The organism is Neoroseomonas alkaliterrae (genome assembly GCF_014199195.1).
GTDB classification, from domain to species: Bacteria; Pseudomonadota; Alphaproteobacteria; order Acetobacterales; family Acetobacteraceae; genus Neoroseomonas; species Neoroseomonas alkaliterrae.
The window spans coordinates 169,306-195,531 of record NZ_JACIJE010000007.1 but is presented as its reverse complement, the minus strand read 5'-3'; the positions used below and the strand labels follow the sequence as shown (position 1 = coordinate 195,531).

The following is a 26,226-nucleotide window of genomic DNA, read 5'->3' as shown; positions in this document are numbered from 1 at the left end:
GGCCGCCGCCCTCACTTCATCGCGGCGCAGAACTTCTGGATGCGGGTGCAGGCCTCGCGCAGCGCCTCGTCCGAGGTGGCGTAGGAGATGCGGAAATGGCCGGGCGAGAGGAAGGCCGCGCCATGCACCGTGGCGACGCCGGCTTCCTCGAGCAGGGCGATGGTGAAGTCCTCGTCCGTCTCGATCTTCTTGCCGCCCGCGGTGGTCTTGCCGATGCAGCCGCGCATGTCGGGGAAGACGTAGAAGGCGCCCTCGGGCTTGTGGCAGCGGATGCCCGGCGCCTGGTTGAGCATGTCCACCACCATGTTGCGGCGGCGCTCGTAGACCTTGCGCATCTCCTCGATGCTGTCCTGCGGGCCGGTCAGCGCCTCGATCGCCGCGGCCTGGGAGATGGAACAGGTATTGGAGGTGGACTGCCCCTGCAGCTTGTCCATCGCCTTGATCAGATGCGCCGGCGCGCCGGCGAAGCCGATGCGCCAGCCCGTCATCGCATAGGCCTTGGAGCAGCCGTTCATCGTCACGGTGCGGTCGCGCAGCCGCGGCTCGACCTCGAGGATCGTCGCCGGCTTGAAGCCGTCATAGGCGAGCTTCTCGTAGATGTCGTCAGTGAAGACCCAGACATGGGGGTGCCGCATCAGCACGTCGGTGAGCTTCTTCAGCTCCTCGGCGTTGTAGGCCGCACCGGTCGGGTTGCAGGGGTTGTTCAGGATCAGCCACTTCGTCCTGGGCGTGATCGCGGCCTCGAGCTGCTCGGGGGTCATCTTGAAGCCGGCATTCTGGCCGCACTGCACGATCACCGGCGTGCCCTCGGCGAGCTGCACGATGTCCGGGTAGGAGACCCAGCAGGGGGCGGGGATGATCGCCTCGTCGCCCGGATTGATGGTGGCGACCAGCGCGTCGAAGATTACCTGCTTGCCACCGGTGGCGACGATGATCTCCTCGGGCGTGTAGTCGATGCCGTGGTCGCGCTTGAACTTCTCGCACACCGCCTTGCGCAGCGCGAGCGTGCCGGCGACGTCGGTGTACTTGGTCTCGCCGCGCTCGATCGCCGCGATGGCAGCGTCCTTGACGTTGCGGGGGGTGTCGAAGTCGGGCTCGCCGGAGGAGAGGCCGATCACGTCCTTGCCCGCGGCCTTCAGCGCGCGCGCCTTCGCCGTCATGGCGATGGTCAGCGAGGGGGAGATCCGGTTCAGGCGGTCGGCGATCAGGTTCATGGCGGGCCCGGTGGGTTGGAAGACGGGCCGGACCCTAATCCCGCCTCCTGCGGCCAGCAACCCGCGCCGTGCGGGCGCCCCCTCAGGCGCGGCGCGGCCGCAGCAGCAGCACCGCAAGCCCGAGCAGCGCGCCGACCGCGACCACCACCACCGCCCCCAGCGCATTGACCTCAGGCGTCAGCCCGAGCCGCAGCATGGAGAACAGCGCGATGGGCAGCGTGGTGCCGGCCGGCCCCGAGACGAAGGAGGCGATCACCAGATCGTCGAGCGAAAGGCTGAAGGCGAGCAGCCAGCCCGCCCCGAGGGCGGGTGCGATCAGCGGCAGCGTCACGGTGCGGAAGGCGACGAAGGGCGTGGCACCGAGGTCCATCGCCGCTTCCTCGAGGCCGCGCTCGGCCCCGGCGAGGCGCGCCTGCACCACCACCGCGACGAAGGCCGCCCCCAGCGTGGCATGGGCCAGCAGCACGGTCAGCGGCCCCCTGCCCTGCGGCCAGCCGGTCGCCGCCTCCAGGGCGACGAAGAGGAGCAGCAGCGAAAGGCCCGAGACGACCTCGGGCAGGACCAGCGGCGCGCCGATCAGCGCGCCGAACAACGCCCTGCCCCGGAACGGCCCGAACCGCGCCAGCGCCCAGCCGGCCACGCCGCCGATCAGCACCGCGAGGCTCGCCGCCGCCGCGGCGATGCGCAGCGAGAGCAGCGCCGCCTCGATCAGCCGCTCATTGGCAGCGAGTGCGGCGAACCAGCGCAGCGAGAAGCCGCCCCACTGGAACGGGATGCGATCGGCGCTGAAGGCATAGGCGACGAGCAGCAGGATCGGCAGCCACAGGAACAGCAGCCCCGCCACGAGCGCCACGCACAGCACGCGCCCGCGCCTCATCGCCGCGCCTCCATGCGCTGGAACAGGCGAATGGGCAGGATCAGCAGCACGAGCAGCGCGACCGCGAGCGCCGCGGCGACCGGCCAGTCGCGGCTCTGGAAGAACTCCTGCCACAGCACGCGGCCGACGAGCTGCGCCTCGGGCGGGCCCATCAGCTCGGGGATGACGAACTCCCCCGCCGCCGGAATGAAGACCAGCAGGAAGGCGGCCACGGCGGCGGGCAGCGTCGCCGGCAGCGTGACCGTGCGGAAGGCGGTGAAGGGCCGCGCGCCGAGATCCTCCGCCGCCTCGACGAGCGCGGGGTCGAGCCGCAGCAGCCCCGCGAAGAGCGGCAGCACGGCGAAGGGCAGATAGGCATGGACCATGCCGAGCAGCATCGCGCCCTCGGTGTAGAGCAGCGGCAGCGGCGCCTCGGTCAGACCGAGGCGGCGCAGCACGCCGTTGATCCAGCCCTCGTCGCGCAGCAGCCCGATCCAGGCGCCGACGCGCAGCAGGAAGCCGGTCCAGAAGGGCAGCATGACGAGCGCGAGCAGCACGAGCCGCCGCCGCGGCGCCGCGCGCGCGATGGCCATCGCCATGGGATAGGCGAGCAGCAGGCACAGCATGGCCGTCAGCGCCGCGACCCGGAGCGCCGAGAGCACGGCCTCGAGGTAGAAGGCATCGGCCGCGAGCGTCCCGAAGCCCTGCGCCGACCAGGCGAGGCGGAAGGGCGGCAGGCCGGCATCCGGCTCGGCGAGCGCGATGGCGACCAGGATCCCCGCCGGCGCGGCGACGAAGAGCAGCAGCCAGCCCCAGGCCGGGGCGAGGAGGAGCGCGCGCCTCACGAGGCGAGCGCCACCACCGATGCGGCATCCCAGGCGAGGCTCACCGCCGCCCCGCGCCCGGGCGGCGCGCCGTCCTCCTCGGCATGGGCGACGCGCAGCATCGCGCCGCCGGAAAGGCGCACCAGCAGCAGCGAATCGTCGCCGCGGAAGGCCACGTCCTCGACCACGCCGCGCGCCGTGTTGGGCCCTTCGGCGGCGGCGGCGATGCGGATGCGCTCCGGCCGCAGCGCCACCGCGACGGTGCCGGGGGGCAGATCGCCCGCGAAGGTCGCGCCGGCCTCCTCGCTCTCGAAGCCCGCGGCGGTCGCGCGGCCCTCCAGGACATTCGCCGCGCCGAGGAAGCGGGCGGCGAAGCGCGAGGCGGGCCGTTCGTAGATGGCGCGCGGCGGCCCCACCTGCGCCACCCGCCCGCCATCGAGCAGCGCAACGCGGTCGGCGAGCGCGAGCGCCTCCTCCTGGTCGTGCGTCACCATGACGAAGGCGGCGCCCGTCTCGCGCTGCAGGGCGCGCAGCTCGAAGCCGGTGCGCTCGCGCAGATTGGCGTCGAGCGCGCCGAGCGGCTCGTCGAGCAGCAGCAGACGCGGGCGCATGACCAGGCTGCGCGCCAGCGCGACGCGCTGCTTCTGCCCGCCCGAGAGCTCGTGCGGGCGGCGTCGCCCGAAGCCGCCAAGCCCGACCATCTCCAGCGCGGCGGCGATGCGCGCCTCGGCCTCGGCGCGCTTCACCCCGGCGCGGCGCAGCCCGTAGGCGACGTTGTCGGCCACCGACATGTGCGGGAACAGCGCGTAGGACTGGAACATCATGTTGACCGGCCGCGCCCAGGGCGGCGTCGCGCCGATGTCCCGCCCGTCGAGCAGCAGCCGCCCCGCATCCGGCGCCTCGAAGCCGGCGATGATGCGCAGCAGCGTGGACTTGCCCGAGCCCGAGCCGCCAAGCAGGGCGAAGAACTCGCCCTCCCCGATCGCGAGGTCGAGCGCATCGAGCGCGAGCGTGGCGCCGAAGCGCTTGGTGATCGCCTCGGCCTGCAGCAGCGGCGTCACCGCCCGCGCTTGAACCGCGCCCAGAGCCGCGTGCGCTCGCGCTCGGCCTCGCGCGGCGGCGTGCCGGCGACGAAGGTGCCGGCCAGCATCTCGGCCGAGGGGAAGACCGCCGGGTCGTTGCGCACCGCCTCCTCGACCAGCGGCCGGCTCGCCGGCACGGCGTTGGGGTAGCGGACATGGTTGGTGATGGCGGCCATCACCTCGGGGCGGAGAAGGAAGTCGATGAAGGCGTGCGCGGCCTCCGGGTTCGGCGCATCGGCCGGGATCGCGAGCATGTCGAACCACAGTTGCGCGCCCTCGCGCGGCATCACGTAGCGGACCTCGACGCCGCGCCCGGCCTCCTGCGCCCGCGCGGCGGCCTGGATGACGTCGCCCGAATAGGTCAGCGCCACGCAGGCCTCCCCGGTGGCGAGGGCATCGAGGATGGAGGAGGAGGCGATGATGGCGCGCACATGCCGCCGGATCGCCATCAGCGCGGCCTCGGCGGCGCGGTGGTCCTCGGCCGCATGGCCGTTCGGGTCGCGCCCGAGCCAGCGCAGCACGGAGGGCAGCACGTCGGTCGGGCTGTCCATCACCATGATGCCGCAGCGCGCGAGCCGCGCCGCGTTCTCGGGATTGAACAGCAGGCCGAGGCTGTCGAGCGGCGCATCCGCGCCGAGGGCCGCGCGCACGCGGTCCGGCCGGATGCCGAGGCCGACCGTGCCCCAGAGATAGATCGCCCCGTGCCGGTTCTCCGGGTCGATCGCCGCCACGCGCTGCATCAGCGTCGCATCGAGGTTGCGCCAGTTCGGGATCGCCGCGCGGTCGAGCGGCCGGAGCGCGCCCGCGCGCAGCAGCCGCGCGAAGGTCGGCTCGCTGGTCGGCACGATGATGTCGTAGCCCGAGCGCCCGGCCGAGAGCCTGCCTTCCAGCGATTCCAGGCTGTCGAACACGTCGTAGCGGACGCGGATGCCGGTCTCGCGCGTGAAGCGCTGGACCATGTAGGGGTCGATGTAGTCCGACCAGTTGAAGACGTTCAGCACGCGCTCCTGCGCCGCGGCCGGCAGGGCGGCGAGGAGCAGGGCGAGCAGGGGCAGCAGGCGTCGGAGCATCGGCGCGGGTTCCCTGGGGCGCGGAGAGGAAGGCGGCGGCCAGACTAGCCACAGGCGCGGGGGCGGGCATCCCCCCGCGACGGGCGGGCGGCTAGGATTATTTCCCTTGACGCTCTGTATTTGTTCCTGTAGGAGACGCGCCATCACGGGGCGAATTGCGTCCGCCGCCCGCCCCGCCCCTCCCGACAGCCCGACCCAGCAGCGCCCGCCCGGAGCGACGGCCCCGGCGCGGCCGAGGAGTCACGCATGGCCTTCGCCTCCAGCGGCCTCGCGGCCCTGACCACCGCCAACGGCTTCACGCTCTGGCACTACCGGACCGAGGACGACCGCGCGACGGTCCTCGCGCCGGGCTATTTCGCCCCCGCCGGGCATCTGCTGCAGCCGGGCGACATCGTGATCGTGCAGGCCGCGGATGCCACCGCGCTCGTGCCCATCCGCAGCGGCGCCGCGGCGGGCGAAGGCTTGACGGTGGACGGCAGCGGCAGCGCGCCGGCCTTGCTGCGCTCGGCCAGCCTGCCCTTCTCCATTGCCGTGGAGGCGACGGCGGTGCCCCGCGCCATCGCCCTCGACGCCCTGCCCTCGCCCATCGTGGCGGGCCAAGTCTTCCCGGTCGGCGCGAGCGTCACCGGGCCCATCGCGAGCCTCACCTTCTTCTTCCGCGATGCCGGCGGGGCCGAGGTCGGCCCGCCGCAGGCCGCCCCCGTCGCCGCCGGACGGGCCTCGGCCGCCTTCACCGCGCCGGGCGCGGGCGGGGGCTTCCGCATCCTCGCGGTCGAGACGGCGGATCCCTCGCTGCTCGCCCTCTCCCCGCCCTTCGCCGTCAGCCCGCCGCCGCGGCTGCTGACCGAGGCGGGCTTCCGCCTGCTCCTCGAGGACGGCGCCGCCATCCTCCTCTGATCCCGTCCCGATCCCTCAACGGAGACCCCGATGTCCGACACCAAGATCAGCGCCCTGCCGGCGATCGCGGCAGCGGCGGATGCCGACATGCTGCCCGTCGTGCAGGGCAGCGGCGCCGGCGCCACCACGCGCCGCGCGAGCCTCGCGCAGCTCCGCCAGGGCCTGCTCGCCGACCGCGCCTTGCATGTGCGCGAGTTCGGCGCGGTCGGCGACGGCATCGCGAACGACGCCCCGGCGATCCAGGCCGCGATCGACGCCATGGCGGCAAGCGGCGGCGGCGTGCTGGAGTTCGGCCCGCGCACCTACCGCCTCGCGAGCCCGGTGGTGATCAGCGGCGTCTCGGTCATCCTGCAGGGCGCGGGCTTCACCGAGGGGCCGACCGTCGCCTCGGGCACCTGGCTCACGATCGACGCCACCGGCTTCACGCCCTTCACCTTCACCGGGGTGGCCGCGCGCGGCTCGGTGGTGCGCGACCTCGCCATCCGCCAGACCCATGCGGCGGCGCAGGCGCCGGGCTGGGCGCCGACCGACTACGACTTCGTCTTCCGCATCCAGGACTGCCTCGGCGCGGTGGATTTCGACAACGTGTTCCTCTGCGCCGTCAATCGCGGCATCTGGTGCGACAATTCGGGGCGGCTGACCATCCAGCGGCTGCGCGGGCAGGTCTTCACCACCGGCATCGAGATGGACCGCGCCTACGACGTCTCGCGCATCGAGCACGTCCATTTCTGGCCCTTCGCCACCGCCAATGACGACGTGGTCCGCTGGCAGCAGCAGAACCAGGACACGCTGGTCTTCCGCCGCGTGGACGGGCTGTTCATGGACGATGTCTTCGTCCTCGGCGCGCGCGCGGCGGTGCGCTTCGCCGGCTCGGCCTTCGGCGCCACCACGAAGTTCTACATCGGCAGCCTCTACGCCGATTTCGCGCAGCTCGGCATCCTCGTGGACGGGGACGGGGTGGAGGGCCAGATCGCCAACGCCACCACCCAGGGCGAGCTGTGGAACGCGGCGGGCCAGCCGCTCGCGGGCAGCGCCGGCCTCAGGGTGGACGGCAACGGGGCGCGCATCCAGGTCGCCAACCTGCGCGTGGACGACGCCGAGAGCAACGCCATCCGCGTCAACGGCGCGAACAACCGCCTCGATGTCTTCGCCTTCCGCGCCGAGTACTACAACCGGCTGAACAACGGCTCGGCCGCGATCCACCTCGCCAATGTCGCGGCGGGCACGCCGAACAGCGTCTTCCTGGGCAGCCAGGCGGTGCTCGCCAACGGCTTCGGCGGGCCGCTGGTCAATGGCGGGACCAACGGCCATGTCGCGATGGGCGCGCCGGCGGGACGGCTCGACCGGCCGGGCCTCTCGGTCGGCTCGGACGGCAGCGGGCTCTTCGCGCCCTCGGGCACCGAGGTCGCGGCCGCGGCGGCGGGGGTGGAGGTGCTGCGCCTCTCCTCATCCGGCGCGGTGACGCTCGGCGGGGCCGGCGGGGGCGCAGGCTTCGCGGTCAGCACGCCGGCCAATGCGGCGAACCGGCTGGCGGCCGCCGCCACCGCCGCGGCGGGCGTGCCCTCCCTCTCCGCCCAGGGCAGCGACACCAACATCACGATGGCGGTCGCCGCCAAGGGCACCGGCGCGGTGCGGCTGCAGACGCGCGGGCAGACGGCGCTCGAGGTCAATGCCCTCGCCACGCCCGTCAACCACCTGCGCGTGGACGGCGTCGCCGCCGGCGGGCTGCCCCGCCTCTCGGCGCAGGGCAGCGACAGCAACATCAGCGTGCAGATCGCGCCCAAGGGCACCGGCTTCGTGGATGCGACGGGGCCGCTGCGGCTGCCGACCTATACGGTCGCCACGCTGCCTTCGGCCAGCACCTTCGCCCGCTGCATCATCTACGTCTCGGACGGGGCCTCGAACCGGCGCTTCGCCGTCAGCGACGGGACGAGCTGGCGCTGGCCGGACGGCGCGGTGGTGAGCTGAGGAAGGAAGGGGAGAAACCATCATGACCGCGCTCACCGACTACGCCAAGAACCTGCTGGGCCGCGCGCTGGTGGCGCGCCAGCCGGCGCTGCCCACCGGCGTCTGGGTCGGCCTCGGCACCGGCGGCAGCGACGCCGCGGGCCTGACCGGCGAGCCCGCGGCGGCGACCGGCTATGCCCGCCAGCCCGCCGCCTTCACCGGCAGCGGCATCCAGCGCAACACCGCGCCGCTGCGCTTCAGCTTCACCGCCGCGCCCGGCACGCTCACGCATGTCGGGCTGTTCGATGCGGTGGCGGGGGGCAATGCGCTGGCCTGGGCGCCGCTCGGCAGCCCGGCCACGCTCGGCGCGCCCGGCAGCATCACCATCCCGGCCGAGAGCCTCAGCGTGATCGGCGACTGATATCCTGCGCGCAGAGGACCGACCTCTGTCCGCAGGGCATCAGGCTCTGGTTCCGCGCGCGGGCGCCGATGCCGGCAGGGTGACGACGCGCGCGCAACCGGCGGGCGCGCGCGAAGGCCTCTAGTAGCCGCGGGGCGTCCGCCCGCGGATTCCCGCCCCGGCCGCGCGGCCTGCATCCAGCAGCGCCTGGGTGCGGTCGAGCGACCAGGTGGCGCCCATGTGCGGGCGCACATCCGCATCGCGCTCGTCGGTCACCGCATAGGTGACGAGGAAGCCGCGCCCGGCGCGGCCGGCGATCACCGCGAGCTCGATCACCATGAAGGCCGCGTGCAGGTCGGGCGTGCAGTTGTGGTTGCGCTCGATCGGCATGCGCGTCTCGCGCTGCAGCCCGGCCGAGAAGGCCACCACATCCTCGCGCGCCTCGGCATGGCCGACGACATGGATGCACGACGCCGCAGCCCCCGCGGCCGAGGCCGCGAGGCCGAGCATCCCGAGCAGTCCCGCGCGCAACGCCATCGCGCCCCCCTTTCCTCCCTCACCGATCCGTCCCGCAGCATGCCCCGCCGGCAGCGCCGCGGGCCAGCCCCACGAAGGAGCCCCAGGCATGGATCCGCGCCTCTCCCGCGGCTACCGCAACCGCAACCCCGGCAACATCGACCACCTGCCGCAGAACCGCTGGCAGGGGCTTGCCGACCCGCCGCTCGAACCGCCGCCGCCGGGCGGCGGGCGCGCCCGCTTCGCGCGGTTCGTCTCGCACGAATACGGCATCCGCGCGCTGGCGATGCTGCTGACCACCTACCAGGACCGGCACGGGCTCCGGACCATCCGCGGCATCGTCTCGCGCTGGGCGCCGGGCAACGAGAACGACACCGAGGCCTACATCGCCCATGTCGCGCGGCTGACGGGGCGGCATCCGCGCGCCGAGCTCGACCTGCACCGCTACGACGACCTCCGCCCGTTGGTCGAGGCGATCATCACCCACGAGCTCGGCGGCAACCCTTATGACCGCGCGACCATAGATGCCGGGCTGCGGCTGGCCGGCGTGCTGCCGCAGGGCCGCGCCGCGCTCGCGCGCAGCGGCACCGCCCGCGCGGCGGCCGGCACGGCGGCGGCGGGCCTGGGCGGCATCGCCACGGCAGAGACGCTCGCCGCCCTCGCGCCGCATCTGGGCAGCGCGGCCGAGCTCGCGCGCGCCCTCGGGCCGTGGCTCGCGGCGCTGCTGATCCTCGCCGCCGCGGCCTTCTTCATCCACCAGCGCATGCGGCGCGCGGCGTGAGCGCGATCGCCGGCCTGCTCGCCGCTGCCTGGGCGCGGGTGGCGGGCTGGCTCGCGGCCGCGGGCGCCGCGATCGCGGTTCTCGCCGCCGTCCATGCCGCCGGGCGGCGCGACGGCCGCGCCCGGGCCGAGACCGACATGCTGAGGCGCGCCGCGCGCGCGCGGGAGGTTCGCGATGCGGTGGAGCGCGATGTGGATCGCGCTGGCGATCCTGCTGGCGAGTTGCGCCGGGACTGGCGTCGGCCCTGAGGCCTGCGCCCCCTGGCGCCCCATCCTGGTGGGCGAGGAGGACAGGCTCGGCGAGGCCACGGCGCGCGCCATCCTGGCGCACAACCGCACGGGCCGCCGGCTCTGCGGCTGGTAGGGGCGGCCGCCGCATGGCCTTGCGCGCCGCTTTGGGCGAACATGGCGGCCGAAGAGGAGCCGCCATGACCGAAGACGACCGCCTGGACCCGCCGAGCCTCGAGATCGCCGGGCCGCGCGCGACCATCCGCCTGCACCGCTCGCGCCACCGCAACCGCATCGAGCCGGGCGACATCATCCGCCTGATGCAGCATTTCGACACGGTGGACGCGAATCCCGAGGTGCGGGTGCTGGTGCTCGCCGCGAGCGGGCCGGCCTTCAGCGCCGGCTTCCACCTCGGCGGCTTCGCCGAGGACCGCGAGGAGGCGGCGCGCGCGCCCGGCTTCGATGCGCTGGTGGACCGCTTCGAGGCGGTGCGCGTGCCGAGCATCTGCCGGCTGCAGGGCGGGGTCTATGGCGGCTCGACCGATCTCGCGCTCACCGCCGATTTCCGCGTCGGCGTGACCACGATGGAGATGTTCATGCCGGCCGCGCGCCTCGGCGTGCACTACTACCCGGGCGGGCTGCGCCGTTACGTCTCGCGCCTGGGGATGAACACCGCCAAGCGCCTGTTCCTCACCGCCGAGAAGCTCGGCGCGGAGGAGCTGCTGCGCATCGGCTACCTGACGCATCTCGTGCCGCCGGCCGAGCTCGACGCGGCGGTGGACCGGCTGGCCGCGACGCTCTGCGCCATGGCGCCGCTCGCCGTGCAGGGGATGAAGCGGGCGCTGAACGAGATCGGGCACGGCGCGCTCGACGAGGCAGGCTGCGAGGCGCGCGCGAAGATCTGCAAGGAGAGCGCGGACATCCAGGAGGGCCTCGCGGCCTTCCGCGAGAAGCGGGCGCCGGTGTTCCGCGGGGTGTGAGTGGTGCTGTTGGAGAGGATTGAACTCTCGACCTCTCCCTTACCAAGGGAGTGCTCTACCACTGAGCTACAACAGCGCCGGGGCACGCTCTCTAGGCAAAGCCGGCGCGCCGCGCAACCCCGGCGGCGGCCTGGCGCCCCGCCTGCCTAGCGCGGCAGGAGCCCCGCGGCCTCCAGCCGCGGAATCCGCTCCGCCGCCGCCCGGCGCATCGCCTCCCGCGCGGCGCCGGGGCCGAGCGGCGGCCAGCAGGGCGCCTCGCCCCGCCGCAGGCTGGCCACACGCAGCCCGTCGGCGATGACGAGGTCGTGCTCGCCGAGCTCGAGCTGGACATAGCGCATCACCCCGCGCGCCGGCGCCCGGCGGATGCTGCGCCCGTTCACCAGCGCCTCGGCCGGCACCAGGCGGCCGCGCAGGCCCACGAGGCTGCGTGGCGCGACGGCCGTCGGCCGCAGAGGCGCGTGGTCCTCGAGCGCCCATGCGGCGAAGAGCACCGGCGCCGCCTCCGGGTGGCGGGAGAGGTCCACCACGGTCTCCATCACCCGCTGAACGGGCGCATAGCCGCCCTGGGCCATGACCGCGACGATGTCCCCCGCCTCCAGCTCATCGGCGGGGCGTTCGCCGCGGATGGTCACGACCCGCACCGAGGGCAGCAGGCCGACCAGCGCCAGATCCTCCGTCCCGTCCGGCCGCTCCGCCTGCGGATCCCCCCGGCAGGGGGGCTGTTTCTCCTGGGGCATGCACCACTCCCGGCAAGATGGCGACGCTTCCTCAACCAATCGAGTATGGGGCGCGAGGCGCCGCGGGGCCATACCCGCGGCGGTTGAAACGTGACGAAGGTCAAGATCCGGCCCGCTTGCGCTGGCGGCCCGGCACACGGCAGAACACCGCCATGACAGACCGCCGAAGCCCCGCGCCGCCCGCCGGCCGCGCGCCGGACCGCGCCGAGCGGCTCGCCGCCGCGCTGCGGGAGAACCTCAAGCGCCGCAAAGCCCAGGCCCGCGCGCGGGAAGCCGCCGGGCAGGCGCCGGAGGGCGCGGCCGCGCCGGCCAAGGTTGCCCCTCCCCGGGGCTTGGGCTAATCGGGCCGCCCCGGCGACGCGGGGGCCCCCACCTCAGCCCAGGCCAGCACCATGCCCATCATGCCCGACACCTGGATCCGCCGCATGGCGGCCGAGCACGGCATGATCGAGCCCTTCGTCGAGGCCCAGCGGCGCGAGGGCGTGATCTCCTACGGCCTCTCCTCCTATGGCTACGACGCCCGCGCGGCCGACGAGTTCAAGATCTTCACCAACGTGGACAATGCCGTGGTGGACCCCAAGGCCTTCAGCGAGGCCGGCTTCGTCACGCGCAAGGGCCCCGTCTGCATCATCCCGCCCAACTCCTTCGTGCTGACGCACACGGTCGAGTATTTCCGCATCCCGCGCGACGTGCTCGTGGTCTGCCTCGGCAAGTCCACCTATGCCCGCTGCGGGCTGATCGTGAACGTCACGCCGCTCGAGCCCGAATGGGAAGGCCAGGTCACGATCGAGATCAGCAACACCACGCCCCTGCCGGCCAAGGTCTATGCCAATGAAGGGGTGTGCCAGTTCCTCTTCCTCAAGGGCGAGGCCCCGCCCGAGGTGAGTTACGCCGACCGCCAGGGCAAGTACATGCGCCAGCGCGGCGTCGCGCTGCCGAGGCTCTGATGGATCGCATCCGCATCCGCGGCGGCCGGGCGCTCGCGGGCACCATCCCGATCTCGGGCGCGAAGAACGCCGCGCTGCCGCTGATGGCCTCGGCGCTGCTGACCGACGGGCCGCTGACGCTGACCAATGCGCCCGACCTCGCGGACGTGACGACCATGGCCGGGCTGCTCGCGCAGCACGGGCTCAGCGTCACGCGCGACAAGGCCGCGCGGACCATCACGCTGTCCGGCACGGCGACGAATCTCGAGGCTCCCTACGATCTGGTGCGCAAGATGCGCGCCTCGGTGCTGGTCCTCGGCCCGCTGCTCGCGCGCCACGGCCGGGCGCGGGTCTCCCTGCCCGGCGGCTGCGCCATCGGCACGCGCCCGGTCGATCTGCACCTCAAGGCGCTCGAGCAGATGGGCGCGGCGATCGAGATCACGGGCGGCTACATCGAGGCCACCGCGCCGGGCCGGCTCAAGGCCGCGCGCATCATCTTCCCCCAGGTCTCGGTGGGCGCGACCGAGAACATCCTGATGGCCTCGGCGCTCGCCAAGGGGACGACGGAGATCGTCAACGCCGCGCGCGAGCCCGAGATCACCGACCTCGCCGCCTGCCTGATGCGCATGGGCGCGCGGATCGAGGGGCTGGGCACCGACCGGCTGCTGGTCGAGGGCGTGGAGAGCCTCGGCGCGGCCGTGCATCCCATCATCCCCGACCGCATCGAGGCCGGCACCTATGCCTGCGCGGCCGCCATCACCGGCGGCTCGGTGCTGCTGGCCGGCGCGCGGCTCGACCATCTCGGCGCGGTCACGCGCATCCTGCGCGATGCGGGGGTGGACGTGGCCGAGGCCGAGGGCGGGCTGAAGGTCGCGCGGCTGAACGGCCTGCGCGGCACCGATGTGATGACCGAGCCCTTCCCCGGCTTCGCCACCGACATGCAGGCGCAGTTCATGGCGCTGATGTGCGTGGCCGAGGGTGCTGCCATGATCACCGAGACGATCTTCGAGAACCGCTTCATGCACGTGCCCGAGCTGCTCCGCATGGGCGCGCGCATCAACTTCCACGGCGCCTCGGCCATCGTGCGCGGGGTGCCGCGGCTCTCCGGCGCACCGGTGATGGCGACCGACCTGCGCGCCTCGGTCTCGCTTATCCTCGCGGGCCTCGCGGCGCAGGGCGAGACCATCGTCAACCGCGTCTATCACCTCGACCGCGGCTACGAGCATGTCGAGGAGAAGCTCGCCGCGGTCGGCGCCGACATCGAACGTTTGCCGGGCTGAAACACGATGGCGATGGCAGCGCAGCGGGGCGGGATGGTGTAGGCTCCGCCATGGACCATCCGATTCCCACCCCCCTCTCCCCCGCGACACCCGAGGATGCCGGGCCGGTCGTGCTGGCCCTGCCGAAAGGGCGCATCCTGGCCGAGCTCGGCCCGGTTCTCGCGCGCGCGGGCATCGTCCCCGCCCCCGACTATGCCGACGAGAGCAGCCGCCGCCTGCGCTTCCCGACCGAGGACCCGGCGCTCGACGTGATCCGCGTCCGCTCCTTCGACGTCGCGACCTTCGTCGCCCATGGCGCGGCGCAGATCGGCATCTGCGGCGCCGACGTGCTGATGGAGTTCGACTACCCCGAGATCTACGCCCCACTCGACCTCGGCATCGGGCGCTGCCGTGTCAGCGTCGCCGAGCCCGTCGCGGCGCGGGCGGAGGATCCCTCGCGCTGGTCGCGCGTCACGGTGGCGACGAAGTATCCCAACATCGCCCGCCGCCATTTCGCCGCCCGCGGCGTGCAGGCCGAGGTGGTGCACCTGAACGGCGCGATGGAACTCGCCCCCTCCATGGGCCTTTCGCAACTCATCGTGGACCTGGTGCAGACCGGCTCCACGCTGAAGGCCAACGGCCTGCGCGAGAGCGAGGTCATCGCGCATGTCACCTCGCGCCTGATCGTGAACCGGACCGCGCTCAAGACGCGGCCGGAGACGATCGGGGCCTGGCTCGGGCGCTTCCGCGCCGCCCTGGCCGAGCGCGACGCGCGCTGAGACCCGGCGGACAAGGGGCGATCCTTTGTCCGCCGGGCATCAGGACTTGGTTCCGCACGGCCGCCCCGCATGCCGGCCCGCGCATGGCGCCCCCCCCCCCCCCGCAGGGCGCGGCGCCGCCCCGCTCAGGTGGGCAGGACGAAGGGCTTCGCGGCCGCCTCGTAGTCCGCATAGCCGAGGATCCGGCGGAACTCCGCCGGCGGCAACGCAGCCTCGGCCGCCGAGCCGCCCGCGGCGATCGCGGCGAGGCCCGCCTTCATCCCCGCCATCGCGGGCGAGAGCAGGCCGGTCGGGAAGGTGCCGATCTTGAGCCCGAGCTCGGCCGCGCGCGCCTGCGTCGGCGTCTCGCGGTCGGCCCCGGGGGAAAGCACGGCGAAATGCGGCCTGCCCTTCGAGGCGGCGACGGCGCGGCGGATCTCCTCCTCGTCCTTCGGGCTGTCGAGGAAGAGGATGTCGGCCCCTTCCTCGACATACATCTCGATGCGCGCCAGCGCCTCCTCGATGCCGGCGGTGGGGCGGCAGTCGGTGCGCGCCATGACCAGGATGCCGCTGTCCTTCGCGGCCTCGACGGCGGCGCGGATTTTCATGCGCATCTCCTCGCGCGGCAGGCTCGGCTTGCCGGCGGCGGTGAGGGCGCGCGGGGTGATCTTGTCCTCGATCAGCACGGCGGCGGCCCCGGCGCGGCCATAGGCGCGCACGGTGCGTTGCACGTTCATCGCATTGCCGTAGCCGTGGTCCCCGTCGGCGAGGATCAGCAGGTCCGGCGCGGCCCCGCGCGCCATCTCGAGGCTGTTCAGCATCTCGGCGAAGGAGATCAGGTCGAGGTCCGGCCCGCCGAGGCGGCTCGCGGCGACGCAGGAGCCGGAGAGGAAGGCGGTCTCGAATCCGGCCGCGCGCGTCATCTTCGCGCTCAGGCCGTCCCAGATCGCCGGCATGGCGACGAAGCCGGGCCTGGCCAGCAGGGCACGCATTCTCTCGGGCGGGGTCATGCGGAGGATCCTTCCGGTGGGTTGGTCGCGCCCGCTGCGCGCGTTCGCGAGGAGGCGGTCGCGCAGGTTTCACCCGGCTTCGCGCCGCCGCCAAGACCCGCAATGCCATCCCCGCCTCGAGGGGCCGGAGCGCGGCGACCGCCATCGCCTCCACACGGCATGCGTTCCGGGTGGGTGACGCGAGGCGCGATCATCGCGCCGCGTCCCGCAGCACCCGGCGCCTTCGTCCACCCCCGCTTGCCGGCGCGGCGGGTTGGGCGGTAGGGGGGCGCATGTCCCGGCCCGATCCCCGCACATGAAGCGCCTCAGCACCGCCGAGCCCGGCTTCGAAGCCGCCTTCGCCGCCCTGCTCGAGGAGGCGCGCGAGACCACCGCGCGCGTGGACGCCGCCGTGGCCGCCATCATCGCCGAGGTGCGCGCGCGCGGCGATGCGGCGCTGCTCGACCTCACCGCCCGCTTCGACCGCTGGGCGCCCGCCGATGTCGCGGCCCTGCGCGTGACCGAGGCCGAGATCGAGGCCGCCGACGCCGCCATCGCGCCCGGTCTGCGCGCCGCGCTGAACCTCGCCGCCGGGCGCATCGAGGCCTTCCACCGCGCGCAACTGCCCCGCGACCTCGAGCTGCGCGACGAGGCGGGGCTGACGCTCGGCATGCGCTGGGGCGCGCTCGATGCGGTCGGACTTTATGTGCCGGGCGGCAAGGCGGCCTACCCCTCCTCGGTGCTGATGAACGCGATCCCTGCGCGCGCGGCCGGCGTGCCGCGCATCGCGATGTGCGTGCCCGCGCCCGAGGGGGCGCTCGATCCGCTCGTGCTCGCCGCGGCGAAGCGCGCGGGTGTGACCGAGATCTTCCGCATCGGCGGCGCGCAGGCGATCGCGGCGCTGGCCTGGGGCACGGCGGCGATCGCGCCGGTGGACCGCATCGTCGGGCCCGGCAATGCCTATGTCGCGGAGGCCAAGCGCCAGGTCTTCGGCCGCGTAGGCATCGATTCCATCGCGGGGCCGTCGGAAGTCGTGGTCATCGCCGATGCGGCGAACGACCCGCGCCACGTCGCGGTGGACCTGCTGGCCCAGGCCGAGCACGACGAGAGCGCGCAATCCATCCTGATCACACCCGATGCCGCGCTGGCGGATGCGGTGGCCCGCGCGGTGGAGGCGGAGTTGCGGTCCCTGCCGCGCGCGGCCATCGCGGGCGAATCCTGGCGCCGCCACGGCGCCGTCATCCTGGTGCGGGACCTCGCGGAAGCCGCGGCGCTCACCAACCGCCTGGCACCCGAGCATCTGCAACTGATGGTCGAGGAGCCGCGCGGGCTTCTCGCGCGGATCCGCCATGCCGGGGCGGCCTTCCTCGGCCGCTTCTGCCCCGAGGCGGTGGGCGACTACGTGGCGGGGCCGAACCATGTGCTGCCGACCGGGCGCACGGCGCGCTTCGCCTCCGGCCTGTCGGTCTTCGATTTCCTCAAGCGCACCACCTGGGTGGAGGCGGATGCCGCCGCGCTCGCCGCCATCGGACCGGCGGCGGTGGCGCTGGGCGAGGCGGAGGGCCTGACCGCCCATGCGCGCAGCGTGGCCCTGCGCCTCGGCGGCTGAGCCCACGCCGCGCTTGACCCGCAGCCCCCCGGGGACCATTTTCCCGCCGATTTCACATGCATGCGCGGCGCGCCCCGCCCGGCTCGCCCCTCCAGATTCGAGGCCCGATGTCGAAGGAAGACATGATCGAGTTCAGCGGCCAGGTCGTTGAACTCCTCCCCAACGCCATGTTCCGCGTGAAGCTGGACAACGACCACATGGTCCTCGCGCACACTTCGGGGAAGATGCGCAAGAACCGCATCCGCGTGCTCGCCGGGGACCGGGTGAATGTCGAGATGACGCCCTACGACCTGACCAAGGGCCGCATCACCTTCCGCTTCAAGTAACGCCCCCGGTGCCCGACACGCGCCCGCCGCTGGTGCTGGCGAGCGCCAGCCCGCGGCGCCTCGACCTCCTGGCCCGCCTCGGCATCGTCCCCGACCGGACCATCGCCACCGCGATCGACGAGACGCCCTTCAAGGGCGAGATCCCGCGCCCGCATGCTGCGCGCCTCGCGCTGGCCAAGGCCGAGGCGGCGGCCGGGCAGGCCCCCGCCGCGCTGGTGCTCGCCGCCGACACGGTGGTCGGCGTCGGCCGCCGCATCCTGCCCAAGGCGGAGACCGAGCAGCAGGCGCGCGACTGCCTCGCCTTGCTCTCGGGCCGGCGGCACCGCGTGGTGACGGCTGTGGTGCTCGCCATGCCGGACGGGCGGCGCCTCCGGCGCATCGTCGAGAGCGCCGTCACCTTCCAGCGCCTGACGGAGCAGCAGATCGCGCACTACCTCGCTTGCGGCGAATGGCACGGCAAGGCCGGCGGCTATGCCATCCAGGGGCGCGCGGAAGCCTTCATCCGCTTCCTCTCGGGCAGCCATTCCAACGTGGTGGGCCTGCCGCTCTTCGAGACGGCGCAGCTCCTGCGCGGCGTCGGATGGCTGCGCCCCTGAGCCCTGCCGCGGGGCGCGGCGCGCGCATCCTCGTCAGCGAATCGCCCGGCGAGGTCCGCACCGCGCTGCTCGAGGACGGCGTGCTGACCGAGGCCTGGGTCGAGCGCGAGGCGCAGCCCAACGGCGTGGGCGACCTCCATCGCGGCCGCATCATCGCCCTCGCGCCCGCCATGGCCGGGGCCTTCGTCGCGCTCGCCGGCGGGCAGACCGGCTTCCTGCCGGAAGGCGAGGCGAGCGCGGACCGCCGCCCCATCGCCGCGGCGCTGAACGAGGGCATGATCCTGCCGCTGCGCGTCATCCGCGCCGCGCAGGGCGGCAAGGGGCCGCGCGTCAGCGCGAGGCTGACAGAGGGCGAGGCCGCGCGCGTCGCCGCCGCCCCGCCGGGCGCGCCGCTGCTGGTCGCCCGCGGGTCCGGGGCGGCGGAGCGGCTCGCCGCGCGGCACCCCCAGGCGCCGGTGCTGACCGACAGCGCGGCGCGCGCCGCGCGGCTGCGGCCCGCGCTCGGCGAACGGCTGCGGCTGCTGCCGCATCCGGCCTTCGACGACGCGCTGGAGGCGGAGTTCGACATCCTCGCCGGGGCGGAGGTGCCGCTCGAAGGCGGCGGGCGGCTCCTCATCCATCCGACCCCGGCGCTGACGGCGATCGACATGGATGCCGGCGCGGCGGCCGGCGCGCGCGGCGCCGATGCCCTCGCGGCGCTGAACCGCGCGGCGCTGAGGGAAATCGCGCGCCAGATCCGCCTGCGCAACCTCGCCGGCGCGATCCTCGTGGACTTCGCGGGGCTGTCAGCGCGGCGGCGCGCGCGGCTCGAGGAACCGCTGCGCGCGGCGCTCGCGCCCGACCGCCATGCGCGGCTGCTCGGCTTCACGCATCTGGGCCTCGCGGAGATCGTGCGCGAGCGCATCCACCCGCCGCTGCACGAGGTGCTGGGCTGGCCGCCATCGCCACTGACGCGCGGGCTCGCCGCGCTGCGCCGCGCGGCGCGGGAGGCGGCGGCGCGGCCCGGGCGGCGCCTCGCGCTGCGCGCGGCGCCTGCCGTCATAGCCGCGCTGGAAGGCGCATCCGGCGCGCTCGCCGCCTTCGCGGACCTGGCGGGCACCAGGCTCGCGCTGGTGCCGGACCCGGCGCTGTCCCTGCCCGTCATCGAGGATGCGCCGCATGGCGACTGAGCCGAAGCCCCGCCCCCTGCCCCGCTGCCCGGTCTGCGGCCGGCGCGCGAGCGCGGAGGCGCGCCCCTTCTGTTCGCCGCGCTGCGCGCAGGTGGATCTCGGGCGCTGGCTGAGCGGCGCCTACGCGATCCCGGCCACGGAGGAGGAGAAGGCGGAGGAGGACGAGGACCGCGGCTGAGGCGGCTGGACAGGCCGCGCGCGCTCCGCTATCTCCCGCCCCCTCTCCGGGTTCCCACGGGAACCGCATGGGCCCAGGTAGCTCAGTTGGTAGAGCATGCGACTGAAAATCGCAGTGTCGCTGGTTCGATTCCGGCCCTGGGCACCATCCTCTCCCCGCCTCTCTTTTCGCTTCTGACGAGCGCGGCGATTCCGCTTCCGGCCGCGCCGGGCCTGCCGTAGCGTCCCTGAACGGGGCGGGCCATCAAGGGCCGCGGGACAGGGGGGCGTTGCGTGGCCTATGCGCTGCAGCAGCTGATCAACGGAATCAGCCTCGGGATGATCTATGGGCTGATCGCCGTGGGCTACACCATGGTCTACGGCATCATCGGCATGATCAACTTCGCCCATGGCGACATCTTCATGATCGGCGCCTTCATCGCGCTGATCTCCATCGTGATGCTCGTCTCGGGCGGGATCATGGAGGGGCCGGCGGCCATTCTGATCGTGCTGCTGGTCTCGATGTGCGTGACCTCGCTCTACGGCTGGACCGTCGAGCGCATCGCCTATCGCCCCCTGCGCGGGTCCTTCCGGCTCGCGCCGCTGATCAGCGCCATCGGCATGTCCATCGTGCTGCAGAACTACGTGCAGGTCGCCCAGGGCGCGCGGGTGAAGCCGATCGAGCCCCTGGTCCCGGGCGGCGTCACGGTGATGCAGGCCGAGGCCTTCGTGGTGCAGTTCTCCTTCATGCAGATGATGATCATCGCGGTGACGCTCGCGGTGCTGGCGGTCTTCACCTGGCTGGTGACGCGAACGCCGCTCGGCCGCGCCATGCGCGCCTGCGAGCAGGACCGCAAGATGGCCGGGCTGCTCGGCATAGACACCGACCGCACCATCAGCCTGACCTTCGTCATCGGCGCGTCGCTCGCGGCCGTGGCGGGGACGATGTATCTGCTGCGCTACGGCGTGATCGACTTCTACATCGGCTTCCTCGCCGGCGTGAAAGCCTTCACCGCGGCCGTCCTCGGCGGCATCGGCTCGCTGCCGGGCGCGGTGCTCGGCGGCCTGCTGATCGGGCTGATCGAGACCTTCTGGTCGGCCTATTTCAGCGTGCAGTACAAGGATGTCGCGGCCTTCTCCATCCTCGCCATTGTGCTGATCTTCATGCCCACGGGCCTGCTCGGCCGCGCCGAGGTCGAGAAGGTATGAGCGGCGAGGTCGCCGCCATCACCATGGCGAACCGCCCCGCGGTCGCCGCCGCGGCGATGAAGGATGCGGCCATCACGGCCCTCGTCGCCGCCGGCCTGTTCATCCCGATCGTCGGGCTGCGCACCGATGTCGGCGCCGATGGCGCGCTGTTCGTGCGCCAGCGCTGGGACGATGTGGCGATCCTGGTGGTGCTCGCCTTCTTCGGCCGCCTCGGCCTCGTCACCTGGCGCGGACTGCGCGGGGAACGGCGGCCCGCATCCGCCGCGCGGGCAGAGGCGCTGCGCCGCGCCGGCACCTTCGTCGCGCCGCTGCTGCTCGGCCTTGCCGTGGCGCTGCCCTTCATCCCCGGCACCGGTCGCTACGAGCTCGACCTCGGCATCCTGGTCCTCACCTACGTGATGCTCGGCTGGGGGCTGAACATCGTGGTCGGGCTCGCGGGGCTGCTCGACCTCGGCTACGTCGCCTTCTACGCGGTCGGCGCCTATTCCTACGCGCTGCTCGCCACCACCTTCGGCCTGTCCTTCTGGATCTGCCTGCCGCTCGCGGGGATCATGGCGGCCTTCTGGGGCATCCTGCTCGGCTTCCCGGTGCTGCGGCTGCGCGGGGACTACCTCGCCATCGTGACGCTCGCCTTCGGGGAGATCATCCGCGTCGTGCTGATCAACTGGGTCAGCCTGACCGGCGGGCCGAACGGCATCACCGGCATCCCGCGCCCCACCTTCTTCGGCCTGCCCTTCTCGATGTCGGGCGAGCCCGGCACCTTCGCGGGTTTCTTCGGCATCGAGCCCTCGCCGGTGCATCGGGTGATCTTCCTCTACTACCTGATCCTCGCGCTCGCGCTGCTGACGAACTGGGTCAGCATCCGCATGCGGCGCCAGCCGCTCGGCCGCGCCTGGGAAGCGATGCGCGAGGACGAGATCGCCTGCCGCTCGCTCGGCATCAACATCCGCAACACCAAGCTGACCGCCTTCGCCATCGGGGCGATGTTCGGCGGCTTCGCCGGCGCCTTCTTCGCCACGCGCCAGGGCTTCATCAGCCCCGAATCCTTCACCTTCATCGAGAGCGCGATCATCCTCGCCATCGTCGTATTGGGGGGCATGGGCAGCCAGATCGGCATCGCCATCGCGGCCATGGTGATGATCGGCGGCTTCGAGGTGTTCCGCGACCTCGACGAATACCGCATGCTCGTCTTCGGCGGCGTGATGGTGCTGATCATGGTGGTGCGCCCGAGGGGGCTGGTCGGCAGCCGCACGCCCACAGTCGCCCTCGGCACGCGGCGCGCGATCGGGGCCGAGCATGTCGGGCAGGGCCGCGGCTAGGCCCATGGCGCAGCCCATCCTGGAGGCCGATGGCCTGACCATGCGCTTCGGCGGCCTGGTGGCGGTGGACGCCGTCTCCTTCACCGCCATGCGGGGGGACATCACCGCAATCATCGGCCCGAACGGCGCGGGCAAGACGACGATGTTCAACTGCATCACCGGCTTCTACCGCCCGACGGAAGGCGCGCTGCGGCTGTTCCGCGACGGCGCGGCGGTGGAACTGCAGCGCCTGCCCGGCCATCGCATCGCGCGCGCCGGTATCGCGCGCACCTTCCAGAACATCCGTCTGTTCCCGGGCATGACGGCGCTCGAGAACCTGCTCGTCGCGCAGCACAACACGCTGATGGCCGCGACCGGCTTCGGCGTGGGCGGGCTGCTCGGCCTGCCCGGATACCGCCGCGCCGAGCGCGCCGCGATCGAGAAGGCGGCGCATTGGCTCGACCTGACGGGCCTGACGGAGCGCGCCGACGACCCCGCCGGCGCCCTGCCCTACGGCCAGCAGCGGCGGCTCGAGATCGCGCGCGCGATGTGCACGGACCCGGTGCTGCTCTGCCTCGACGAGCCGGCCGCGGGCCTCAATCCCCGCGAGTCCGCCGACCTCGCCGCATTGTTGCGGCGCATACGGGATGGCGGCTGTTCGATCCTGCTCATCGAGCACGACATGGGCGTGGTGATGGGCATTTCGGACCGCGTGGTGGTGCTCGACCACGGCCGCAAGATCGCCGACGGCACGCCCGCGGAGGTGCGCGCCGACCCCAAGGTGATCGCCGCCTATCTCGGCGAAGGGGAGGAGGCGGAATGAGCGCGCCCATGCTCGCGATCGAGGCCGTCTCGGCTGCCTATGGCGCGGTGCAGGCGCTGCGCGAGGTCTCGCTCGAGGTCCGCGCGAAGGAGATCGTCACGCTGGTCGGCGCCAACGGCGCGGGCAAGTCCACCCTGCTGATGACGATCTGCGGCGACCCGCGCGCGCGCACCGGGCGCATCCTGTTCGAGGGGCGCGACATCACCCGGCTGCCGACGCACCAGATCATGCGCCTCGGCCTCGCGCAGGTGCCGGAGGGCCGGCGCGTCTTCCCGCGCATGAGCGTGATGGAGAACCTGCTGATGGGCGCGCAGGTGGCCGGGCATGACCCCGCCCCGCTGCTCGAGCAGGTCTTCGCGCTGTTCCCGCGCCTGAAGGAACGGCAGGCGCAGCGCGGCGGCACGCTCTCGGGCGGCGAGCAGCAGATGCTCGCCATCGGCCGCGCGCTGATGTCGAAGCCGCGGCTGCTTCTGCTCGACGAGCCCTCCCTCGGCCTCGCGCCGCTGATCGTGCGGCAGATCTTCGCCGCCATCCGCGACCTCAACGAGCGCGAGGGGCTGACCGTCCTGCTGGTCGAGCAGAACGCCTACCAGGCGCTGCGCCTCGCCCATCGCGGCTACGTGCTGGTGAACGGGCGCATCACCCTGGCGGGTGCGGGGCAGGACCTGCTGGCGATGCCCGAGGTGCGCGACGCCTATCTCGGCGGGGGTCATTGAGCGCCGCGGCCGTGCTATAGGCGCGCCCATGCTGCGCCTGACCGAACTGAAACTGCCGCTCGACCACGGCGAAGGGGCGATCGAGGCCGCCGTGCGCCAACGGCTCGGCCTGCGGGGCGACGCGCTGCGCCGGGCGCAGGTGGCGCGCCGCGCCTGGGATGCGCGCAAGAAGTCCGACATCCACCTCGTCTATTCGGTGGACATCGAGGTGGCGGACGAGGCGGCCCTGCTGCGGCGCGCCGCGCGCGACCGGACGCTGGCGCGCAACCTGTCGCCGACGCCGGATGCCACCTACCGCCATGTCGCGCGTGCGCCCGCATCGGGCTGGAAGCGCCCGGTGGTCATCGGCACCGGCCCCTGCGGCCTGATGGCGGCGCTGATCCTCGCCGAGATGGGCTTCCGCCCGCTCATTCTCGACCGCGGCAAGGTGGTGCGCGAACGCACCAAGGACACCTGGGCGCTGTGGCGCCGCTCCGTCCTCACGCCCGAGAGCAACGTGCAGTTCGGCGAGGGCGGCGCGGGCACCTTCTCCGACGGCAAGCTCTATTCCGGCATCAAGGCGCCCGAGGCCGTCAGCCGCAAGGTGCTGACCGAGTTCGTCACCGCCGGCGCGCCGGAGGAGATCCTCACCGTCGCCAAGCCGCATATCGGCACCTTCCGCCTGGTGACGATGGTGGAATCCCTGCGCGCCAAGATCGAATCCCTCGGCGGCGAATACCGCTTCCGCACCAAGGTGGTGGATTTCGCCATCGCCGTGGGCCGCGACGGCGCGCGCCGCATCCGCGGCGTCGTCACCGAGGCCGGCGAGACGATCGAGACCGATCATGTAGTCCTCGCCATCGGGCATTCTGCGCGCGACACCTTCCAGGTGCTGCATGACCGCGGCGTCTTCATCGAGGCGAAGCCGTTCTCCATCGGCGTGCGCATCGAGCACCCGCAATCCCTGATCGACCGCGCCCGCTTCGGGGATTTCGCGGGGAACAGGATCCTCGGCGCGGCGGACTACAAGCTCGTGCATCACTGCGGCAACGGGCGCTCGGTGTATTCCTTCTGCATGTGCCCCGGCGGCACGGTCGTGGCCGCGACGAGCGAGGAAGGCCGCGTGGTCACCAACGGCATGAGCCAGTATTCGCGCGCCGAGCGGAACGCCAATGCCGGCATCGTCGTCGGCATCACGCCGGAGCAGGACTATCCCGGCCATCCGCTCGCCGGCATCGCCTTCCAGCGGCACTGGGAGGAACGCGCCTATGCCGCGGGCGGCGGCGGCTACCGCGCGCCCGCGCAACGGGTGGAGGATTTCCTCGCCGGGCGGCCCTCGACGGCGCTCGGTTCGGTCATCCCCTCCTACAAGCCGGGCGTGACGCCCGCCGACCTCTCGCTCTGCCTGCCGGATTTCGCCGTGGCCGCGATCCGCGAGGCGCTGCCCGCCTTCGGCCGCCAGATCCCCGGCTTCGACATGGCCGATGCGGTGATGACGGGGGTGGAGACGCGCACCTCCTCGCCCATCCGCATCCGGCGCGGGGCGGACCTGCAATCGGTCAACACCGCCGGGCTCTATCCCGCCGGCGAAGGCGCGGGCTATGCCGGGGGCATCTACTCGGCGGCGGTGGACGGCATCCGCATCGCCGAGGCGGTGGGCCGCGCCATGGCCGGCCAGGACGCCGCGGCGGCGTGACGCATTTCGATGTCGTCGTCATCGGCGCCGGCGCGGCCGGGATGTTCGCAGCCATGCGCGCGGGCCAACGCGGACGGCGCGTGCTGCTGCTGGAGCACGGGGAGGAGCCGGGCCGGAAGATCCTGATCTCCGGCGGCGGGCGCTGCAACTTCACCAATCTCGGCTGCGTGCCCGAACGCTTCCTCTCGGCCAACCCGCATTTCGCGCGCTCGGCGCTGGCGCGCTACACGCAGCACGACTTCATCGCGCTGGTGCGCCGGCATCGCATCGCCTTCCACGAGAAGACCCTCGGGCAGCTGTTCTGCGACGGGCCGGCACGGCAGATCGTGCGGATGCTGCTCGCGGAATGCGAGGCTGCCGGCGTGGATCTGCGCCTCGCCCACCGCGTCACGGCGATCACGCGGGCCGACCGTTTCGCCATCGCCACCGACCACGGCGCCTTCACGGCGGAGAGCCTGGTGCTGGCCACCGGCGGCCTCTCCATCCCCAAGATGGGCGCGACCGGCTTCGCGCATGAGGTCGCGCGCCGCTTCGGCCTGCCGGTGGTGACGCCGCGCCCGGCCCTCGTGCCGCTCACCTTCGCGGGCGAGGATCTCGACGTCATGCGCCCGCTCGCCGGCGTCGCGCTGCCCGTCGTCGCGCGCTGCGGCCGCGCCGCCTTCCCCGAGGCGATGCTCTTCACCCATCGCGGCCTGTCTGGCCCGGCGATCCTGCAGGTCTCCTCCTACTGGCGGGAGGGCGAGGCGATCACCCTCGACCTCGCCCCCGGCCGCGATCCGGCCGCGGCACTGCTCGAGGCCAAGCGCGCGCGACCCAGGGCCGAGGCGCGCGGCGTTCTGGCGGAGATGCTGCCGCAGCGCCTCGCCCAGGCGCTCGCCGCGCGGCATCTGCCGCCGCGCATGCTCGGCGAGACCGGCGACGCGCCGCTTCGGGCGCTCGGCGCGCTGCTCGGCGGCTGGCGACTCCTTCCCGCCGGCACCGAGGGCTACGCCAAGGCCGAGGTCACGCTCGGCGGCGTGGACACCGCCGCGCTGTCGCAGAAGACCATGGCCGCGAAGGCCGTGCCGGGCCTCTTCGTCATCGGGGAGGCGGTGGACGTGACCGGCTGGCTCGGCGGCCACAATTTCCAATGGGCCTGGTCGAGCGGCTGGGCGGCAGGCGAGGCCGCCTAGATTCCGCCGCTTGC

29 protein-coding genes and 2 tRNA genes are annotated in these 26,226 nt (G+C 73.2%); 22 read left to right on the top strand and 9 right to left on the bottom strand.

Annotation, left to right across the window (positions count from 1 at the left end; all coding sequences use genetic code 11):
- Window positions 1-11: 11 nt before the first annotated feature.
- The 5 genes from FHS88_RS13665 to FHS88_RS13645 form a co-directional block, all read right to left on the bottom strand.
- The gene (locus FHS88_RS13665) at window positions 12-1,214 is read right to left on the bottom strand and encodes a pyridoxal phosphate-dependent aminotransferase (RefSeq protein ID WP_184485571.1); all 1,203 of its coding nucleotides are present in this window, start codon (window positions 1,212-1,214) and stop codon (window positions 12-14) included.
- 82 nt (window positions 1,215-1,296) lie between these two features.
- A complete protein-coding gene (locus FHS88_RS13660) occupies window positions 1,297-2,091 on the bottom strand; it encodes an ABC transporter permease subunit (protein ID WP_184485569.1) in 795 nt (264 codons plus the stop codon).
- On the bottom strand, window positions 2,088-2,915 hold the full coding sequence (locus FHS88_RS13655) for an ABC transporter permease subunit (RefSeq protein WP_184485567.1): 828 nt from the start codon (window positions 2,913-2,915) through the stop codon (window positions 2,088-2,090). The genes FHS88_RS13660 and FHS88_RS13655 overlap by 4 nt, the downstream gene beginning before the upstream one ends.
- Window positions 2,912-3,955 carry an ATP-binding cassette domain-containing protein gene (locus tag FHS88_RS13650; protein ID WP_184485565.1) on the bottom strand — a complete coding sequence of 348 codons (1,044 nt, stop codon included), beginning with the start codon at window positions 3,953-3,955 and terminating at the stop codon, window positions 2,912-2,914. Before FHS88_RS13650 ends, FHS88_RS13655 begins: the two co-directional genes overlap by 4 nt.
- A complete protein-coding gene (locus FHS88_RS13645) occupies window positions 3,952-5,046 on the bottom strand; it encodes a polyamine ABC transporter substrate-binding protein (RefSeq protein WP_184485563.1) in 1,095 nt (364 codons plus the stop codon). The genes FHS88_RS13650 and FHS88_RS13645 overlap by 4 nt, the downstream gene beginning before the upstream one ends.
- A 246-nt stretch (window positions 5,047-5,292) precedes the next feature.
- Between FHS88_RS13645 and FHS88_RS13640 the strand changes: the two genes are divergently transcribed.
- Genes FHS88_RS13640 through FHS88_RS13630 form a run of 3 tightly spaced genes read left to right on the top strand, consistent with a single transcriptional unit; the run spans window position 5,293 to window position 8,311 of the window.
- Window positions 5,293-5,943: a hypothetical protein gene (locus FHS88_RS13640; protein ID WP_184485561.1), complete on the top strand. Its 651-nt coding sequence runs from the start codon at window positions 5,293-5,295 to the stop codon at window positions 5,941-5,943.
- A 30-nt stretch (window positions 5,944-5,973) separates the two neighbouring features.
- The gene (locus FHS88_RS20580; RefSeq protein WP_211842526.1) at window positions 5,974-7,911 is read left to right on the top strand and encodes a glycosyl hydrolase family 28-related protein; all 1,938 of its coding nucleotides are present in this window, start codon (window positions 5,974-5,976) and stop codon (window positions 7,909-7,911) included.
- 22 nt (window positions 7,912-7,933) lie between these two features.
- Window positions 7,934-8,311, top strand: coding sequence for a phage tail fiber protein (locus tag FHS88_RS13630; RefSeq protein WP_184485559.1), 378 nt, complete (start codon window positions 7,934-7,936; stop codon window positions 8,309-8,311).
- Window positions 8,312-8,431: 120 nt separating this feature from the next.
- Here FHS88_RS13630 and FHS88_RS13625 read toward each other — a convergent pair whose 3' ends face one another.
- Window positions 8,432-8,827, bottom strand: a complete 396-nt coding sequence (locus FHS88_RS13625; RefSeq protein ID WP_184485557.1) for a hypothetical protein — start codon at window positions 8,825-8,827, stop codon at window positions 8,432-8,434.
- 88 nt (window positions 8,828-8,915) lie between these two features.
- On the opposite strand from FHS88_RS13625, the gene FHS88_RS13620 reads away from it, so the two are divergent.
- The 3 genes from FHS88_RS13620 to FHS88_RS13610 all read left to right on the top strand — a co-directional run bounded on the left by FHS88_RS13620 (window position 8,916) and on the right by FHS88_RS13610 (window position 10,794).
- On the top strand, window positions 8,916-9,587 hold the full coding sequence (locus FHS88_RS13620; RefSeq protein ID WP_184485555.1) for a structural protein: 672 nt from the start codon (window positions 8,916-8,918) through the stop codon (window positions 9,585-9,587).
- A complete protein-coding gene (locus tag FHS88_RS13615; protein WP_184485553.1) occupies window positions 9,584-9,835 on the top strand; it encodes a hypothetical protein in 252 nt (83 codons plus the stop codon). The genes FHS88_RS13620 and FHS88_RS13615 overlap by 4 nt, the downstream gene beginning before the upstream one ends.
- Window positions 9,836-10,014: 179 nt before the next feature.
- Entirely contained in the window at window positions 10,015-10,794 is a 780-nt protein-coding gene (locus FHS88_RS13610; protein WP_184485551.1) for an enoyl-CoA hydratase/isomerase family protein, read from the top strand.
- Between the two features lies 1 nt (window position 10,795).
- Here the strand turns inward: FHS88_RS13610 and FHS88_RS13605 are convergent.
- A tRNA-Thr gene (locus tag FHS88_RS13605) sits at window positions 10,796-10,870 on the bottom strand.
- 70 nt (window positions 10,871-10,940) lie between these two features.
- Window positions 10,941-11,531 (bottom strand): Hint domain-containing protein, encoded by a 591-nt coding sequence (locus FHS88_RS13600; protein WP_184485549.1) that lies wholly within the window; start codon window positions 11,529-11,531, stop codon window positions 10,941-10,943.
- A gap of 152 nt (window positions 11,532-11,683) precedes the next feature.
- Between FHS88_RS13600 and FHS88_RS13595 the strand changes: the two genes are divergently transcribed.
- Genes FHS88_RS13595 through hisG form a run of 4 tightly spaced genes read left to right on the top strand, consistent with a single transcriptional unit; the run spans window position 11,684 to window position 14,495 of the window.
- Entirely contained in the window at window positions 11,684-11,872 is a 189-nt protein-coding gene (locus FHS88_RS13595; protein ID WP_184485547.1) for a hypothetical protein, read from the top strand.
- A 51-nt stretch (window positions 11,873-11,923) separates the two neighbouring features.
- A complete protein-coding gene (gene dcd, locus FHS88_RS13590) occupies window positions 11,924-12,478 on the top strand; it encodes a dCTP deaminase (protein ID WP_184485544.1) in 555 nt (184 codons plus the stop codon).
- Window positions 12,478-13,737: a UDP-N-acetylglucosamine 1-carboxyvinyltransferase gene (gene murA, locus FHS88_RS13585; RefSeq protein WP_184485542.1), complete on the top strand. Its 1,260-nt coding sequence runs from the start codon at window positions 12,478-12,480 to the stop codon at window positions 13,735-13,737. The genes dcd and murA overlap by 1 nt, the downstream gene beginning before the upstream one ends.
- A 50-nt stretch (window positions 13,738-13,787) precedes the next feature.
- Window positions 13,788-14,495 (top strand): ATP phosphoribosyltransferase, encoded by a 708-nt coding sequence (gene hisG, locus FHS88_RS13580; protein ID WP_184485540.1) that lies wholly within the window; start codon window positions 13,788-13,790, stop codon window positions 14,493-14,495.
- 125 nt (window positions 14,496-14,620) lie between these two features.
- Here the strand turns inward: hisG and FHS88_RS13575 are convergent, their stop codons facing one another.
- Window positions 14,621-15,466 (bottom strand): isocitrate lyase/PEP mutase family protein, encoded by an 846-nt coding sequence (locus FHS88_RS13575; protein ID WP_246419923.1) that lies wholly within the window; start codon window positions 15,464-15,466, stop codon window positions 14,621-14,623.
- Window positions 15,467-15,779: 313 nt separating this feature from the next.
- Here FHS88_RS13575 and hisD point away from each other — a divergent pair, with 313 nt between their 5' ends.
- The 12 genes from hisD to FHS88_RS13515 all read left to right on the top strand — a co-directional run bounded on the left by hisD (window position 15,780) and on the right by FHS88_RS13515 (window position 26,212).
- The gene (hisD, locus tag FHS88_RS13570) at window positions 15,780-17,072 is read left to right on the top strand and encodes a histidinol dehydrogenase (RefSeq protein ID WP_184485536.1); all 1,293 of its coding nucleotides are present in this window, start codon (window positions 15,780-15,782) and stop codon (window positions 17,070-17,072) included.
- A gap of 107 nt (window positions 17,073-17,179) precedes the next feature.
- Window positions 17,180-17,398: a translation initiation factor IF-1 gene (gene infA, locus FHS88_RS13565; protein WP_026033499.1), complete on the top strand. Its 219-nt coding sequence runs from the start codon at window positions 17,180-17,182 to the stop codon at window positions 17,396-17,398.
- 8 nt (window positions 17,399-17,406) lie between these two features.
- Window positions 17,407-17,994 (top strand): Maf family nucleotide pyrophosphatase, encoded by a 588-nt coding sequence (locus tag FHS88_RS13560; RefSeq protein WP_184485534.1) that lies wholly within the window; start codon window positions 17,407-17,409, stop codon window positions 17,992-17,994.
- Complete coding sequence (locus tag FHS88_RS13555; RefSeq protein WP_184485532.1) at window positions 17,979-19,163, top strand: ribonuclease E/G; 1,185 nt, start codon at window positions 17,979-17,981, stop codon at window positions 19,161-19,163. Before FHS88_RS13560 ends, FHS88_RS13555 begins: the two co-directional genes overlap by 16 nt.
- The gene (gene yacG, locus FHS88_RS13550; protein ID WP_184485530.1) at window positions 19,153-19,341 is read left to right on the top strand and encodes a DNA gyrase inhibitor YacG; all 189 of its coding nucleotides are present in this window, start codon (window positions 19,153-19,155) and stop codon (window positions 19,339-19,341) included. Before FHS88_RS13555 ends, yacG begins: the two co-directional genes overlap by 11 nt.
- Window positions 19,342-19,412: 71 nt before the next feature.
- Window positions 19,413-19,488 (top strand) — tRNA-Phe (locus tag FHS88_RS13545).
- Window positions 19,489-19,613: 125 nt separating this feature from the next.
- Window positions 19,614-20,528, top strand: coding sequence for an ABC transporter permease subunit (locus FHS88_RS13540; RefSeq protein ID WP_184485529.1), 915 nt, complete (start codon window positions 19,614-19,616; stop codon window positions 20,526-20,528).
- The gene (livM, locus tag FHS88_RS13535) at window positions 20,525-21,847 is read left to right on the top strand and encodes a high-affinity branched-chain amino acid ABC transporter permease LivM (RefSeq protein ID WP_246419914.1); all 1,323 of its coding nucleotides are present in this window, start codon (window positions 20,525-20,527) and stop codon (window positions 21,845-21,847) included. Before FHS88_RS13540 ends, livM begins: the two co-directional genes overlap by 4 nt.
- 4 nt (window positions 21,848-21,851) lie before the next feature.
- On the top strand, window positions 21,852-22,649 hold the full coding sequence (locus tag FHS88_RS13530; protein WP_184485527.1) for an ABC transporter ATP-binding protein: 798 nt from the start codon (window positions 21,852-21,854) through the stop codon (window positions 22,647-22,649).
- Window positions 22,646-23,365 carry an ABC transporter ATP-binding protein gene (locus FHS88_RS13525; protein ID WP_184485525.1) on the top strand — a complete coding sequence of 240 codons (720 nt, stop codon included), beginning with the start codon at window positions 22,646-22,648 and terminating at the stop codon, window positions 23,363-23,365. The genes FHS88_RS13530 and FHS88_RS13525 overlap by 4 nt, the downstream gene beginning before the upstream one ends.
- Window positions 23,366-23,393: 28 nt before the next feature.
- Window positions 23,394-25,040 (top strand): NAD(P)/FAD-dependent oxidoreductase, encoded by a 1,647-nt coding sequence (locus tag FHS88_RS13520; protein WP_184485523.1) that lies wholly within the window; start codon window positions 23,394-23,396, stop codon window positions 25,038-25,040.
- Window positions 25,037-26,212, top strand: coding sequence for an aminoacetone oxidase family FAD-binding enzyme (locus FHS88_RS13515; protein WP_184485521.1), 1,176 nt, complete (start codon window positions 25,037-25,039; stop codon window positions 26,210-26,212). Before FHS88_RS13520 ends, FHS88_RS13515 begins: the two co-directional genes overlap by 4 nt.
- The last annotated feature ends 14 nt before the right edge of the window (window positions 26,213-26,226 follow it).